The sequence below is a fragment of the Chryseobacterium amylolyticum genome (assembly GCF_051011775.1).
Taxonomy (GTDB): Bacteria; Bacteroidota; Bacteroidia; order Flavobacteriales; family Weeksellaceae; genus Chryseobacterium.
In genome coordinates this window covers 476,298-492,579 of the sequence record NZ_JBPCHX010000002.1, presented here as the reverse complement: position 1 = coordinate 492,579, position 16,282 = coordinate 476,298, and the positions used below count along the sequence as shown (strand labels likewise).

The window sequence follows — 16,282 nt, the reverse complement described above, 5'->3', positions numbered from 1 at the left end:
TTAATTTAAGTTGTTCGATTTAAAATCTAGGTCTTGTTAGTATAGATGGTGGTGTTATAGCTTGTTTAAAAACGTTCTTTGAGGTTGGGTTAATTACTTTTTTTTGAATTTCGGAGTTGCTTTCAGTCCATATATAAGTCTGATATGTATTTCCAAAGCTTTTTAGCTTTCCTTCGGTTCTTTCAAAATTATTTACTGGTAATCTATAAAACAATGACTCTTGTGACTTAGAATCAGTCATTAAAAAAAGTGTTTCATCTCCTAATTTATACCAAGACACATTTGATCTTCCCCACATCTGCTCATACCCATCAAAATTTGCTGTGATGGGGTTAGCTTGAAGATAATCCATTTTAATAACTCCTTTTAGTTCTTTTGAATTCATTGCATCCTTTCTTGTTAAAGAAGAATATGGAGACGATGACTTATCTAAAGAAGCAAAAGGTCCATCATTAGAATCATTAAAATCACTAAATAGACTGCGAGCAGGTCCACTTCCTCCAAAATATTCAAGTGCTATAGTGTCCCATCCTACATCTTTTCCTCTATGAGTATAACCTCTAATAATAGATTCTCCCCTATAAATAATATTTGAAGCTCCAGTTTGTCGACTAACTACTTTAGTGTCTCCATTTCTTTGATGGTAAAAATCTATTTTATTTCCACCTAAGTTACTAATCATCTTGCCATCCTTATCATACTCATTATCCAATCCCGTAAATATATTTCCTCCCGAAGCTTCAGAACTTGTAGACATTGTTGCAACATACGCTCGGAAAGCCTGTTGTGCTGCTTCCCCTGAATAAGAGATATCATTCCCATCCGGATCAACCACCATCACAGGATTGTTGATGGCATAGTTATAAGGACTCCATGCGTTGTATTTCTCAGACATGGCATCCATGGCACTCCATCTTCCCAGATCAGGCATCAGCATCCTGGCGCCGTAATCATACATCCCGGTTTCCTGAAGCTCTTTGCCGTTGTATTTGTAGCTGTAAAAGCTTCCGAAACCTGAAGTACTGAACGATCCTGAGATATGGTTCAGCCCAAAAGGATAATAATTGTTGGTATCGATAATTTCAGGAGCACCTGTGCTATCCTTGGATAAAAGAATAGTATTAAAACCACTGCAAAAGCAATGGTTTTAATTTATTATCTGAAAACGAACGAGATGCTCGCACTAGTGGGGACTTTGCTCAGTGTTTTTTTATTCTATAATTTTCTGATAACAATTTTCTCCATAATGACCAAAGCAGAGAAAAATGTTTTTATCTTTTTTTTTGAAAGAAGTTATATAAGTTGTATTAGTGTCTTCTACATCCTCTGGAAAAGCAATTAAATCTTTGTCTAAATTTAGATAAAATTTTGAAAGTGTTATAGATTGATTATCTATTTTATATTTTGAATCGTAATCCAATAACTTTTTCCCTTCCCTATTATAAATAACCCTATTGTACACTCCATCTCTGTGAATTGTCAGGGTATCATATGTATTTTTATATGATACTGGCGAATATTTTCCATACATATCTTCACTACTAATATTTTGACATGAAAATAGGAGTGGTAATAAAATTAAACTTATACTTTTTTTCATATTTATTAAATTTAAGTTGTTCGATTTAAAATCTAGGTCTTTTTAATATAGATGGTGGTGTTACAGCTTGTTTAAAAACGTTCTTTAAGGTTGGGTTAATTACTTTTTTTTGAACTTCGGAATTGCTTTCAGTCCACATATAAGTCTGATATGTATTTCCAAAGCTATTTACTTTTCCTTCGGTTCTTTCAAAATTATTTACTGGTAATCTATAAAATAATGACTCCTGAGATTTTGAATCTAACATTAAAAAAAGTGTTTCGTCTCCTAATTTGTACCAAGATACAGTAGATCTTCCCCACATCTGCTCATACCCATCAAAATTTGCTGTGATGGGGTTAGCCTGAAGATATGTCATCTCTACAAACCCTTTTGTATCTTGTGAGTTTAATGATGCTTGTCTTGCTAAAGAAGAATACGGAGATGATGCTTTGTCTAGAGAAGCAAAAGGTCCATCATTAGAATCATTAAAATCACTAAATAGACTGCGAGCAGGTCCACTTCCTCCAAAATATTCAATTGTTATCGTTCCCCATCCTATATCTTTTCCTCTATGAGTATAACCTCTAATAATAGATTCTCCACCTGTAATAATATTTGAAGCTCCAGTTTGTCGACTAACTACTTTAGTGTCTCCATTTCTTTGATGGTAAAAATCTATTTTATTTCCACCTAAATTACTAATCATCTTGCCATTCTTATCATACTCATTAAATGGTTCTCTTCCATCAGGATCAATAAATCTCAAAGGATTGTTAAAAGCATAGTTATAAGGGCTATGTCTTGTCATTTTTTCTGCCAATGGATCAATAACTCCCCATCTACCAAGGTCACTCATATACATCCTTGCTCCAAAATCATACATTCCACTTTCCTGAAGCTCTTTTCCGTTGTACTTATAATTCTTATAAGTTCCCTGCCCAAAATAAGCATTACCCGTCTTTAAATGGTTCATACCAAATGGGTAATAATCATTAGCATCTGTAATTTCAAGAGCACCTGTGCTGTTTCTTCCAAAACTCACTCGGACATTTCCTAAGTGATCTTTATATTGGTAAATGTATTGATTTTTCTGATAATCATAAAATCCTTCAGAAGTTGGGAAAAACTGTAAATCGGGAGTTTTGACTGGAAGAGGGTTAACTATTCTATTTTCCAGTGAGTAAGCCTGAGGCTCCATTGCTCTAGCTGTCATCATTTCAATTCCACCTCCTCCCGGATCTCCACCTGAAGTAACGATCTCTTTTTTGTAATATTGGAAGCCATCCAGATACTCTGTCTTTTCTGTAGTGGTAGTAACGTTATTATAGCCTGCAACATTATTTACAGAGGTTTTTTCCAGCTTTGTACCATCTGCTCTATACATATTATTGATAACAGTGCCAGCGGTACCGAAATCTATACTCATTTCCTGAGGAAGATTCAAATGGTTGTATCTGATCAATGAGATTTGCTTATCGGGCATTGAAATCATATTTCCATTGACATCATATCCGATAGGTAATCCAGCGGTACCTTCATATCCTGTACTATTACCGCTGTTATCTTTAATTTTGACAGCCTGATTACCTGTGTATGAATACATAAGATTGTCAATGACAGTAGCAGTATTGGTTCCTGTATTAAATACTGAAGTTCTGAAAAGATCGGTGATATTCCCATTCAGATCATACTGCAAAGATTCTGTATTCTCTTTACTGTAAGGATTATTAGGATTTTGATAGTACCCAGCTGTCAGTCTATTGAGTTTATCATAAGTGTAGCCATATCTTTTTGGGGTTAACGAAGGGTTTACGCCTAATGTTTCAACGGTTCTCCAATCTACTTCTGCAATATTACCGTTATATCTTGGCAGTACATCTTTACCTGTAAATTGTGAAGAGTCAGGATTGCTGATACCTTCTTTTTGAGTATATTTAATTTTATAAGAAAAAAGCTTACCTCCTAAATTTGTAAGACTCATCTGCCCTTTATTAATATCAGTCATCCACCCTCTGATGTTGTAGGCATAGTCAATACTCTGAAGATTGTTTCCTACCTCCTTGTTGACCAATTGAGAGAGTTCATTATAACTATTTTTAGCCAATAGCTCTTCAGGATTGCTGTCTACCTGATGGTAATGTTCCTTCAGTCTGTTACCATTATCATATACAAAGCGTTCTTTTACAGTGATTCCTGTTTCACCTGCTTTTCGTAAATGCGAGGTAATGGTTTGCAAAGCAAGACCTGCAAAATCCAATTTAGATTCTGTGTGGGTATATCCTCCCAAATGGTTGATAAAATGGCTTCCAATTACTCTTCCCTTCCTGTCATAATAGGTATAGTTCTTTGTCCAGTTATCATCTTCAATATTCTTTACAAAACTCATTACAGACAGGCCTTTGGTACTTCTTCCATCAGCTGTTGGAGTTTCAGTAAGTACAGGTTCTACTTGAATAGTTGAAGGAAAAGCAGGATTAAAACTGTATGCAGGGTAAGAATCGTAATAGTTTAAAGACAATAAGGTAACCCATTTACTTGCATTGGGATAGGTAGTGTCGGGGTTGTTATAATACACGTTCATTCCCTGTCTTTCAAAAAAGGGTGTATCTATTCTATTTACATTGTTGGAAGCATATCCATTAACAATATTCTGTTCCTCATACCTTTCCCCTCCAGTACAGATTCCCGTAATAGCAACTCTTCCAAACTGATCATACTTCGTATACAGCCATTGTCCTTTTGCTCTTAATACTGCATCCTGAGTTCCTACGAGTCTGTCCTGTTTGTCATAGATCATAAATTCCCAACCTTTACCAGGTAGTTTCTTTCCCACCAATCTGCCTCTTGTATCATAACGATACTGATATGCTAAAGCATCACGTTGTAGAGTTCCCCAACTTGCCAACCCAGATAAAAGTGGGGGGATAACAAATGCTAACTGATCATATTCATTATAAACATAATACGTATCTGCATTTTCGGTAGCGCTGATAACCTTTCTTACCAATATAGTTTGTCCCTTACCATTTTTAAATTCTATGGTCTTATTTTCGTCTTCATCAGTTACTATATTTTTATACAACTTGACCTCTTCATACATCCCATTACTACTGATTCCTGATTCTGTAGCATCATTTACCCACGTGGTAGTAACGATGAATTTTTTTACCTTGTCCTCTGTAGAATTTACTTCATACCCAAACTTTATGGATTTTCCGTTCCAATCATTACCTACTTGTTTCTGCTCCAGAATCCTGTCTAAAGGAGACTTTTCGAGCTCTTTTTCAGAATAAATCTTTTCATTACCATAAACAGTTGAAGCATTACCTAGTGGCGTTGGAAAAATAGCTCCATTTTGTGTTGAAGATTGCGGAATAGGTAAAAAGTCTTTTACCTGTCTTCCAAACGGATCATATTCAATAGGAGTAACCACATCTTTTCCTAATGGTGATGCTTTTACATTGACTATTTGCTTTGGTCTTCCCAGCCCATCAAAATATTGGACAGTTTCTAAAGATTTTGTAGCGGTGGTGCCATTATAATCAAGATAGGTTTTACTCTGTATGTAGTTTTCTGTATTAGGAAGCGTAGTAAGCTGTGCTTGCAGAGTACCTGTTATAAACAAAGCACTTATCGGTATTATTATTCTTCTCATTGTGTTTTAGTTTTTGTCAAATTGGAAGGTAAAATTCAAGTAATTATATCTGCCAGGTACTATGGTCCCAGATATTAATTTTGCGGATACATTTCCGCCAATATCAACTCTGATTTCCCATGTACGGTTAGCTGGAGTATCACCAAACATTCCTCCTGGAGGTTCGTTAAATGTAAATACTATAGCTGTGAGAGTACGTTTGCAATTTCCTGATATTAGTCCAAGTGTACGATTTGTATAAAAAAAGTTTGGATCTAAATTATTTGTGCTGATATAAGCACTAAATTTAACAACGTTTCCATCATTATAAATTACAGAAGGTGTAGTCAATGACAACCCTCCTGTAGGAGTAAATGGACACTCCGATGGTATGCATACAGCATTTGTATTCGCTAAAAGTTGACCATTAGCTTCAAGATCATACAATGCTTGCTGCTCCGCATCGCCTTTTGAAGTAGAAGAATAAGTTTCAGCAGGAACTGTATAAGTATAAGTCCCACCTACAAAACCTGCCCCGCAATTTCTCCTTGTAAATGTTTTAGTCTGTTCCGAGTTATAAAATATTGTTGGATACGTATATGGGGAAGCATAGTTATAATTAAAATCCTTAATAGTTTCTCCTGAAATGTTAGTGATTTTACCAAGTCTATTTTTTGTGTCGTATATATAATTCTCTCTTATCCCATTAGGAGAAGTTTTACTTGTTATACCCACTAAAGGATTATATGTATAAGTCGTTATTGAATAATTTTGCAAAGCTGGATTTTTTCTAAAAGTTTCCAGTGAGCTAATTAATAATTGTTCTGAATTAGCATCTTTATCAACGTTAGATTTTTTTACTATATCTAAATTCAAATATGCTGTTGGGGTTGTGGAAAGTCCAAATATTTGCATCAATTCTACATATGTAATACCTTGTATCTGAGCAAGAGGTAAGGTCTGATTATATCCCCATATTGTTGTTGTAGGAATTTCTTGTTTTGTTTTATTTTGTAGTAAATTTCCCTTATCATCATATAACTGATAGTACATTTGATCTTCTGTCTTTACATTTGAAAGAGAAGAAAAATCAGCATTTAAAAGAGAGTTTCTTATTGTTGTAACTTTCCAGACATTTGAAGTATTGGCATCTTTGGTATAAATATTTTCCGATAACTGGTTTTTACCTGCTGCATTTTTCTCTATTGTAATTACAGGCTCAATGAAATTGTCATTAAGCAGATTTTTGTAAGTAGCATATTTGCCGCCAGCATAATCAAGATCATTGCAGTTACCTATAAGGCAGGCATCATTTAACCTTAATGCATCTCCTGGATAATAAATGTTTTTTGTGATTTCACTTCCATCTGTCAAAATCTCTTTGGTTTCAATAGGAAAAGGATGCCAGTACAGATATTTATCATTATAAGTTTTTTTAAAATTTGTCGTAATACTCTTATTTCCAAAGTATTCTGTTGTTGTAATATTCTCAGGCAAGTATGGAAGAACAGGAATGTACATTCTTCTTCCATCAGATGAGGGCAAACCTTCTGTAAATACATAATAATTATTATCTGTAATTTTGCAACTTGAACAATTACTTGTGGGTTCATTGATAGGCTGAGTATTATTTAAGAAATTTTTGTATGTATATTCTGTACTACTTTTAAGAATACCATTAACATCTATCAATTCTACTTTTGTTAGTTTTCCTCTTTCGTTTTCCTTCGATAATAATTTTGGCTCTCCTAGATTAGTTATCCCATTAAAATTAGGATTCTTAAAATATAAAGATTTAGCTTCGTCTGGGTTAGTTTTTCTGTTGGTAAAAAAATATTTTACTACTCCTTTTTCATCAATTTCCTGAACTTCTGTATAATGTATTAAATCAGAACTATACATATTTGGGGAAAGGTTTTCTGTAGATGAGGTCATAGCCGCAGTATAAGTTATCAAACCATTTGGGTTCATAAAAACAACAGGTGTGGGTTTGTAATAAACTCCCTGGTCTAAAATTCCTGTTGACTTATTTGAGTTATCTACATACTTATAATTTTTAGTATATGAATGGATTCCGTCATTATTAACTTCTTTGTATAATCTTGCTCCATAATACTTGTTTTCAGTGACATTTTCAACTACATTTTCCTCTTTATAAATCATGGAATACTTGTGAGATTCGTAAAAAAATTCTTTGTATCCTCGTGTAGGAAGTAATATTCTTTTTAATAAACCTGCTTTGAATATTTCTTTATCTGGATTTTCAGGATCAGTATAGGTTATTTTACCATTCCAGAAGCCCATTGTATTCTTGTTTCCTGCATTATATTGTGGAAAAACATTTGTTTTATAATAGTCAAAAGAATATTCCTCATCTTTTTCATTGGAAACCTTTTTTAAGAAAGTTCTCTTGTAAGTTCCGCCTAGATTATCATAAGATAAAGAGATATTATTTACGAGCAAATTATTCGTATCAAAGACTGTTATTTTTTTTAAATAAACCTTTGTAAGTTCTAAGGGATTTGTTGTTTCATCGTACTCAAAATTCAATTTTCCAAAATCACTAATATTGATAGTTTCTAATATACATTGTTTAGAATATATAGTTTCCGTATTCTTTTCGCCTGAAACTATTTCACCAATAGTTCCGTCATATACGGAGCGTGATGATGTAGTAATAGCACTATTTTCTTGTCTACCGATAAATAAATTATTGCTTTTTAAAGTTTGTTTGTCTGGAAATGAGATCGTAAAATTAGTGGTAACATTCTTCCCTTCATTAATAAAATTATTTAAAATGCTTTTGTTACTATTTTTGTATGTAGCATTTATTATTCTTCCGTTATACAGGATTATTTTTTTTAAATTCCATCCAACTATATAATTTGTTCTTATATTTCTTTTTGCAGAGGTATTATACACACCTGGAGTAGCGTATTCAGAATAATCAACATTTAACTGATGGTAGTTAATTTCTAATTCATTAGATGAGCCTCCAAAAATAAATATGTTACCCTTATCATCCTTTAAAGTGATTTCAGAAAATGTGATCTCTCCAAAAAGAGGCTGGCAATTAAGGTTATTTATATCTACAGTCAGATTAGCATTTTCACAAAAAACAATAGTTTTTCCATTATGATCAATAACAAAATATCCTTTATACCCAAAAAAATCAAAATAATATTTATCCGTCATCCATGTGAAGTACTCATTAGAAGTACTAATAGGGTTTTCTAACAAAACCTTCTTTGTAAAATTGGAGGATGCAGGTTTAAAACAATCTTGTTCATTACCACTTACTTTGTTATAAAATAATGAATATTTTCGAGTCAAAGGTCTCCTTGTTTCTCTTGTAATTTTGCCAAATAAATTAACATTCCAATTAAGACCTACAATATCGGGCTCTATATGTGGCCTGAACCCATTAGACTCATATGTAAGGTTACTTGCTAATGTTAATTCATTTCCAAGGCTGATCTGATAAAGAGGAACGGAAACATTAACTAATCCTGAATATAATTTATTACTTGTTTCAACTCCTTTAATTAAAGCGTAACTACTAATACTCTTATCTTGAGAATAAAGAAGGGTGTTTATGAATAGTAGTAGGATGTAAATATAATTTTTCATAATACAGTTTTATTTCTTTATCAGCTTCGCATTCGCTGTTTTATTGTTATCAGTTTTTATAGCCACTAAGTAAGCACCTTGAACTAAGGACTGAGTATTTATCTTGGTGACTTTATTCTTCGTTTTTATACTCTGAAGCTGTCTTCCGCTCATATCATATAAGAGAATTTCTGCATCTTTGAAGTTAAAGCCTATTTCTACGTAAGCATAGTCAGAAACAGGATTCGGATAGATCTTGATGTCGTATTTTTCAATCAGCTGATCAACCTGCTTATCTCCCAGTTTTACGATCTTCCAGTTTTCTTTACCTAACTCTTCAGCACTTGTCCCTGCAAGAACAATTGAGCCGTCTCTGTTCAGCCTTAAATCCGAAAGTCTTTCTTCCTTCTTTCTGGATTCTCCTTTTACGTGTTTTCTCCACTGCTCATTTCCATTTTGATCTAAATATAACATCCAGAAAGTTTCATCACCTGTTTGTATTCTGCCTTCAGCCTGAGTGTAGCCGCCTAATAATACGCCTTTTGTAGATTTGTCATCTGCTGAATGAAGAACACTCATACTCATTAGAATATCTCTGTTTCCAAAGTTGTAAGATTTTTGGAACTGCTCATTCCCATTTTGATCTAATGCAATAAGCCATAAATCTGTTCCTTCTTCTATTCCTACAGTTTTATTGCCTGATCTTTCTGATCTGGATTCTCCACCTATGAGGTAACCATTAGAAGTTAAGGCCAGGGTTCTGATATGATCATCTCCTTTTCCTCCAAAGTTTCTCTCCCAGTCAATTTTTCCGTCTTTTGAGAGCTTTATAATCCAATAATCTCCTTCACCGTAGTTTTCTGTTTTCTTTGTACCACTGATACCACTTCTGGAGTAAATTCCAAGTAATGCTCCGCCATCACGGGTTGGGATCATCTTTTCTACTTCATCAATCGCCTTACCACCAAAAATGAGTTGGGATAATTCTTTTCCGTCTTTGTCTAATTTAACGATAAATACATCTTTTGAACCGTAGCCTTTTGATGAGTTTTGGACAGTGCCTGCTACCATAAACCCCTGGTCAGTTGTTTGAATAACTGATCTGGCTTCTTCATCTGCTGAAGTTCCTATGGTCTTTTGCCATAACTCATCTCCAAATTCATTGATTCGAATTAACCAAATGTCTGATCCTCCTTTAGAATCCTCTTTTTTATCCAATCCTTTTCCTGAATAGCTGGTACCAGCCAGAAGAAATCCGCCATCCTGCGTGGTAACCGTTGCTGACAGATAATCATGGTTTTGTCCTGAGAAATATTTTTCCCAGACCTCTTCACCCTGCTGGTTCAGTTTGATAAGATGAAAATCGTAACCGTTGTTCTGCTTGCTTCCAGCCTCCGGTTTCCCGCTTCCTGACTGTATAGAACTTCCGGTGATAAGATATTGCTGATCAATGGTTGTGGTAACCTGGCTTAGAAAATCCTGCGTAGAGGACTTTATATCTTTCTGCCAGAGTATCTCCTGAGCAGATATGCCCGTAATAGTGCATAGAGATAATGCACACATGTAGAGTTTTTTCATACTTGTGTTATTAATGTTAAGTAAATGTTGATTGATGTATTGTGTATATAGAAATACACAAATTGTATAGTCGAATTATTGTTTCATAGTTATGTTTTTTAATGTGTTCAAAATTAAGGGTTTTTAATCTTCACCCCTAAGTAATTTTTATTAACTTTCTTTAACAAAACAAAGATACTTCTGCAAAGCGACGAAACCTGTCGTGTTATATTTTATATTAAGAAATTCCAAAGAAGCTGTGAAATACTATTGAATTTATATCATCTTATAAAAATGCTCATAGTTATTTTTCAACTTCAATCTTTGGAATATTTTATATCACAATTACGAAAGTAAAGTAGTTTCTGATTAACTACAATTTTTTAGTTATGATTTTTTCATATCACTTAAATATCTCATTTTTAACCCTTAATAGATTTAAATTATTTTCAATTGAACCCATGCCCTATAATATTTTTCAGTCAAATATTTTAGTTATGTAAAGACAACAGAACTTTGTTTATACTGATAAATCAAAATCGGCTGCCCTTTGGGCAGCCGATTCTATTATCTAAAAAATTATTTTCTATAGATCAAACCTATCCAGATTCATCACCTTCGTCCATGCAGTCACAAAATCTTTGACAAATTTGCTTTGTGCATCGGAGCTTCCGTATACCTCAGCGATTGCTCTCAATTCAGAATTGGATCCAAAGACAAGATCAGCGCGGGTTGCTGTCCATTTTGGCTGGCCGGTTGAGCGGTCACTTCCTATATACAGTTCTTTATCATCCGACATTGCTTTCCACTGAGTACTCATGTCTAAAAGATTTACAAAGAAATCGTTGGTAAGAACGCCCGGACGGCTGGTGAAGATACCATGTTTAGAGCCGTCAAAATTTGTATCCAAAGCACGCATTCCTCCTATCAATACGGTCAGTTCCGGTGCCGTAAGCGTTAATAATTGTGCCTTATCAATCAGTAAGGATTCTGTAGATACTGCGTATTTTCTTTTCAGATAATTACGGAATCCGTCAGCAGCAGGTTCAAGATAGTTCATAGATTCTACATCCGTCTGCTCCTGCAAAGCATCCATTCTTCCGGGGGCAAAAGGAACTTTCACATCCTGGCCTGCGTTTCTTGCAGCCGCTTCAACAGCGGCATTACCTGCTAAAACGATCAGATCGGCTAATGATATTTTCTTATCTCCGCTTTGGGAATCATTGAACTCTTTTTGAATTCCTTCCAGAACACCTAATACTTTATTCAATTGTGAAGGATTGTTGACCTCCCAGTTTCTCTGAGGTTCAAGTCTGATTCTGGCTCCGTTGGCACCACCACGCTTGTCACTTCCTCTGAAAGTAGAAGCTGAAGCCCACGCTGTAGATACCAGTTCGGAAATACTCAATCCGGAGTTCAGTATTTTTGATTTTAATGCTTCTGCATCATTTTCATCTACCAGTTCGTGATCCACTTTAGGGATAGGATCCTGCCAGATCAGCTCTTCCTGTGGAACATCCGGTCCCAGATAACGGGCACGCGGTCCCATATCTCTGTGGGTAAGCTTGAACCATGCCCTTGCAAATGCATCAGCAAACGCCTCAGGGTTTTCATAAAAATGCCTTGAAATTTTTTCGTAAACAGGATCAAATCTTAAAGAAAGATCTGTTGTAAGCATTGTCGGCCTATGCTTTTTAGAAGAATCAAATGCATCAGGGATGATTTCAGCACCGTCTTTGGCTACCCATTGGTGAGCGCCCGCAGGGCTTTTTGTCAGTTCCCATTCATTTTCAAAAAGATTTTTAAAGAAATAATTACTCCATTGAGTCGGAGTTTCTGTCCAGGTTACTTCCAGACCGCTGGAAATGGCATCCCTTCCGCTTCCTGATTTATAAGTACTTGCCCATCCTAGCCCCTGAAGCTCTATTCCTGCACCTTCCGGTTCTTTACCTACATGATCTGCAGGCCCCGCTCCATGTGTTTTACCAAAAGTATGTCCTCCGGCAATCAAAGCAACAGTTTCTTCATCATTCATCGCCATACGTCCGAAAGTGTCACGGATATCTTTAGCCGCTGCAATCGGGTCCGGGTTTCCATCCGGGCCTTCCGGGTTTACATAAATAAGCCCCATCTGTACGGCAGCCAATGGATTTTCAAGATTTCTTGAATGAATATCCCCATCTGCATTATCATCTGTAGGAAGAACAGCTGACTGTCCTTCTACCACTCCTTCTGAGCCATGAGCATAACGTAAATCACCGCCGAGCCATGTTTTTTCTGATCCCCAATACACATCGGAATCCGGTTCCCATACGTCTGCACGTCCTCCGGCAAATCCGAATGTTTTAAAGCCCATCGATTCAAGAGCAACGTTTCCGGTAAGAATTAAAAGGTCGGCCCAGGAAATGTTCCTGCCATATTTTTGCTTAATCGGCCAAAGTAATCTTCTGGCTTTATCCAGGCTCACGTTATCCGGCCAGCTGTTTAACGGTGCAAAGCGTTGCTGCCCTGCTCCTGCTCCTCCTCTTCCGTCACCTACACGATACGTTCCCGCACTGTGCCAGGCCATACGGATAAAAAGCGGACCATAATGCCCGAAATCCGCCGGCCACCAATCCTGTGAATCTGTCATCAATGCGTGAAGGTCTTTTTTTACAGCCTCCAGATCAAGGCTTTCAAATGCTTTAGTATAGTCAAAATCCTTATCCATAGGATCAGAGAGGGAAGAATGCTGACGAAGCAGATCTACTCTAAGCTGATCAGGCCACCAATCAGAATTTTTGGTTCCGCCTCCGGCTACATTATTCTTCTTCATGGTTCCGTTATGAAACGGGCATTTGCTGATGTCATTCAAATCTTTTTCCATTGTCGTTTATTTTATGTTGATTAATTCAGTTACATTCTCTGTTGTAAGAACATCACAAACCTACAACGTTTAAATAATAAATACAATCTATTAATTTTTATTTCAATGATAGTTAAAAACTATAAAAAAATTCTTCCAACTGCATTAAACCTAAGATATAATTGTGGTATTAAGTTAATCATTTTTTAAATTCACTGGGTTGGCTCTGCTCTATTTAGAATAACTCAATGTAAGAGAAAAAGCGGGAAGAAGGAAGGAGGAAGCTGGAAGTTATAACAGACAAAAAATATCCTCAGCACATTTGTATAAATGAATAGGAAATTAATAGTTAAATAAAAACTGACCCCGTAAGTTTTCTCTGCTCACAACTTCCAGCCAAAGCATAAAAAAAATTAACTACCTTTATATTTACCAAATATGAACACCTGCTATGAAAAAAATAATTGTAGTCATTCTCGTTGCCTTTATCATCATTCAATTCTTCCCCATTGATAAGACCAATCCGCCGCTCACACCCGGCATGGATTTTCTGAAAATAAAAAATACTCCGGAAAAAATTGCCCGTACCATCAGGACTTCATGTTATGACTGCCATTCCAACGAAACAGCATATCCATGGTATGCCAATATTTCCCCTGCATCATGGTGGGTAAAAAATCACATTGATGAAGGCAGAAAAAGGCTTAATTTTTCTACCTTTGCAGTCTATGAACCTCAAAGACAGCTTCATAAACTGGATGAATGCATAGAAATGGTTGAAAAGAAAGAAATGCCGCTTGAATCTTATTATATAGGGCATCAGAATGCCAAACTTTCGGATGAACAGCGTACAGATCTTATTCAATATTTCAAAAAGGTAAAGGAGGATACTGAGAGAGGAATCATGTTTAATAAATAAAGTTGTGGAAAACTGGGAAAATAAACATATTGTATTTTTTGACGGAGACTGTGGTGTCTGTAATTTCTGGGTGCAGTGGATTCTGGAGCGGGACAGGAAAGACCTGTTTATGTTTGCTTCTCTTCAGTCTGAATTCGGACAGCAGTTTTTATCCGAAAGGGGGCTGGATACTCATGTATTCAATACCATGTACCTCTGGAAACCGGGAAAATATTATCTGATTAAATCAAGAGCGATATTCCAGATTGCCAAACTCTTAGGAGGAATATACTCCCTCGCTTTTTTAGGTAAAATCATTCCTAAGTTCCTGAGTGACAAGGCCTACGATCTTGTTTCAAAAAACAGAATGAAGCTGGCCAATCAGAAGTGTTATCTGCCTGATCAGCACCAGAGAAAGAAGTTTATTCAGGTGTAATTTATCTTACAGAAAAATATCATTCCGTAAGAACTTCTTGCAACCCATTAAAATAGGTTGTATAGATTTCTACGGAATGACAAGCTTAGTGGATAATAACAAGCTGGGATTAGTGATAAAACTAATTTTCACCACATTCATTGCTCATTACTTATAGATTAAGTGACCAGACGGAATAAGAATTTGGCGGGCACTGGATTTTCACCCATTTATCTCCCTGAGTGGTCGGATACCAGCTTGAATTCCCTGTAAAATCTTTGATCTGCTGACTGCTCCAGTTGGTTTCCACCCATCTTTCCTGCCAGCTTGATGAAGTATTGATATAAACAACAAGTCCCGGATTACCATTATATCCGTTTCTTCTTGCTATATATTCATCATTATCGGTATACAGAATAGAAGTTGTTCCGGTAGCTTTATTATTGTGAATCCAGATCAGGTTGTTAAGTCTTTCTTTGTTCAGCCATTCTTCATAATCCCTGTAAAAAATAGTCGGATATCCTTCATGGGTCAGAATGTAAGCATATGCCGGCATTTTATTGTAGATGATATCTGTATCATGATTGGCTACGAAAGTGACTGCTTTGTAAGGGTTTCTTTTCCACATCATATCATCATTCAGAACATTTAAGTTTCCGTTGTCAAAAGCTTCATCCATTTTATAATAAGCGGCAAAATCAAATACAGAACTGTTAGCATTACTGGACCACCAATCCAGTGTATTCACGTTGGAATCCCATAGCTCGCCTACAGAGAATCCTCCAACTTTAGAGTTCCATGTATTGACAACCCACGGGCCAAAACCTTTGACATAATCAAACCTCCAGCCATCAAATTTCATCACGTTTTTATAATATTTGGCAACAGAATCATCCCTTCCCCAAAGCCAGTCCTGCACATGAGGATTGGCATGGCACAGATCCGGGAAACCGCCAAAAGCTCCTTCATCATTATTTCCGTAGGCATTTTTATAAAAATCATTATAGCTTCTCTGGAATTTTCCTGAGGCCACTCCCGAAAAATCCGTCCAGGTATTGGTTCCGGTAAAAGGATTGGCTTCGGATTGTCCGCCGCTGTTATGATTGATCACAATATCTGCATACACCTGCATATTTTCATCATGTGCTTTGGTAATTAATGCTTCCAGTTCGGCTCTTGACCCGAAACGGGTTTCTACACTTCCATTCTGATTAAAGTTTCCAAAATCATAATAATCTGTTGGATCATACCCCATAGAGTAAGCTCCGTTTTGTGCTTTTGATGCGGGAGGCAGCCATACAGCCCCAATTCCTGCATTGGACCACGCTGTCAGTTTATCCTTAACAGTATTCCACCAGTTTCCGCCATCAGGAACATCCCAGTAAAAGCCCTGCATCAGCACTCCGCCACCGGGCCCGGCAATAAATTTACTTTGTACAGAGCCTGAACCGCTTCCTGTACTGAAAGGCCGCCCGTCATGGTTCGTTACATTTACCGTTTTATTGTGGACCTCTTCCTTTTTGGAAGGTTCCATTGTTAATTCATCACTGTTCCGGCATGAGTGAGCAAACGCTAAAGCCAGCAGGGAAAGGAAAAAATATGTTTTTTTCATCGCAATAATTAATTATGAATCTATTAAACAAGATACAATTTTATTGAAAACAAATTCAAATGAATGGGAAATATTTTAATTTTCAATAATAAATCAGAAAGAAAGACATTTAAATTTTTCATTAAAAAAT

9 protein-coding genes are annotated in these 16,282 nt (G+C 36.0%); 2 read left to right on the top strand and 7 right to left on the bottom strand.

The window, feature by feature from the left end; translation table 11 throughout:
- Positions 1-19: 19 nt before the first annotated feature.
- The 6 genes from ACR1PO_RS07325 to katG all read right to left on the bottom strand — a co-directional run bounded on the left by ACR1PO_RS07325 (position 20) and on the right by katG (position 13,248).
- A complete protein-coding gene (locus tag ACR1PO_RS07325; protein ID WP_433986508.1) occupies positions 20-1,078 on the bottom strand; it encodes an RHS repeat-associated core domain-containing protein in 1,059 nt (352 codons plus the stop codon).
- A 132-nt stretch (positions 1,079-1,210) separates the two neighbouring features.
- Positions 1,211-1,600, bottom strand: coding sequence for a hypothetical protein (locus tag ACR1PO_RS07320; RefSeq protein ID WP_426480382.1), 390 nt, complete (start codon positions 1,598-1,600; stop codon positions 1,211-1,213).
- 25 nt (positions 1,601-1,625) lie between these two features.
- Positions 1,626-5,237, bottom strand: coding sequence for a DUF6443 domain-containing protein (locus tag ACR1PO_RS07315; protein ID WP_433986334.1), 3,612 nt, complete (start codon positions 5,235-5,237; stop codon positions 1,626-1,628).
- 6 nt (positions 5,238-5,243) lie between these two features.
- Positions 5,244-8,846 (bottom strand): DUF5977 domain-containing protein, encoded by a 3,603-nt coding sequence (locus tag ACR1PO_RS07310; protein ID WP_433986333.1) that lies wholly within the window; start codon positions 8,844-8,846, stop codon positions 5,244-5,246.
- Positions 8,847-8,855: 9 nt separating this feature from the next.
- Complete coding sequence (locus ACR1PO_RS07305) at positions 8,856-10,403, bottom strand: T9SS type A sorting domain-containing protein (protein WP_433986332.1); 1,548 nt, start codon at positions 10,401-10,403, stop codon at positions 8,856-8,858.
- A 565-nt stretch (positions 10,404-10,968) separates the two neighbouring features.
- Positions 10,969-13,248: a catalase/peroxidase HPI gene (gene katG, locus ACR1PO_RS07300; RefSeq protein ID WP_433986331.1), complete on the bottom strand. Its 2,280-nt coding sequence runs from the start codon at positions 13,246-13,248 to the stop codon at positions 10,969-10,971.
- Positions 13,249-13,678: 430 nt separating this feature from the next.
- On the opposite strand from katG, the gene ACR1PO_RS07295 reads away from it, so the two are divergent.
- A complete protein-coding gene (locus tag ACR1PO_RS07295) occupies positions 13,679-14,146 on the top strand; it encodes a heme-binding domain-containing protein (protein WP_433986330.1) in 468 nt (155 codons plus the stop codon).
- A gap of 4 nt (positions 14,147-14,150) precedes the next feature.
- Positions 14,151-14,561: a thiol-disulfide oxidoreductase DCC family protein gene (locus ACR1PO_RS07290; RefSeq protein WP_332385444.1), complete on the top strand. Its 411-nt coding sequence runs from the start codon at positions 14,151-14,153 to the stop codon at positions 14,559-14,561.
- Between the two features lie 151 nt (positions 14,562-14,712).
- Here the strand turns inward: ACR1PO_RS07290 and ACR1PO_RS07285 are convergent, their stop codons facing one another.
- The gene (locus tag ACR1PO_RS07285; protein WP_433986329.1) at positions 14,713-16,152 is read right to left on the bottom strand and encodes an alpha-amylase; all 1,440 of its coding nucleotides are present in this window, start codon (positions 16,150-16,152) and stop codon (positions 14,713-14,715) included.
- Between the last annotated feature and the right edge of the window lie 130 nt (positions 16,153-16,282).

Bases quoted from the DNA above. Each gene is read 5' to 3' on its own strand.
- ACR1PO_RS07320 (WP_426480382.1), bottom strand. From the start codon at position 1,600: ATGAAAAAAAGTATAAGTTTAATTTTATTACCACTCCTATTTTCATGT.
- ACR1PO_RS07315 (WP_433986334.1), bottom strand. From the start codon at position 5,237: ATGAGAAGAATAATAATACCGATAAGTGCTTTGTTTATAACAGGTACT.
- ACR1PO_RS07310 (WP_433986333.1), bottom strand. From the start codon at position 8,846: ATGAAAAATTATATTTACATCCTACTACTATTCATAAACACCCTTCTT.
- ACR1PO_RS07305 (WP_433986332.1), bottom strand. From the start codon at position 10,403: ATGAAAAAACTCTACATGTGTGCATTATCTCTATGCACTATTACGGGC.
- katG (WP_433986331.1), bottom strand. From the start codon at position 13,248: ATGGAAAAAGATTTGAATGACATCAGCAAATGCCCGTTTCATAACGGA.
- ACR1PO_RS07295 (WP_433986330.1), top strand. From the start codon at position 13,679: ATGAAAAAAATAATTGTAGTCATTCTCGTTGCCTTTATCATCATTCAA.
- ACR1PO_RS07285 (WP_433986329.1), bottom strand. From the start codon at position 16,152: ATGAAAAAAACATATTTTTTCCTTTCCCTGCTGGCTTTAGCGTTTGCT.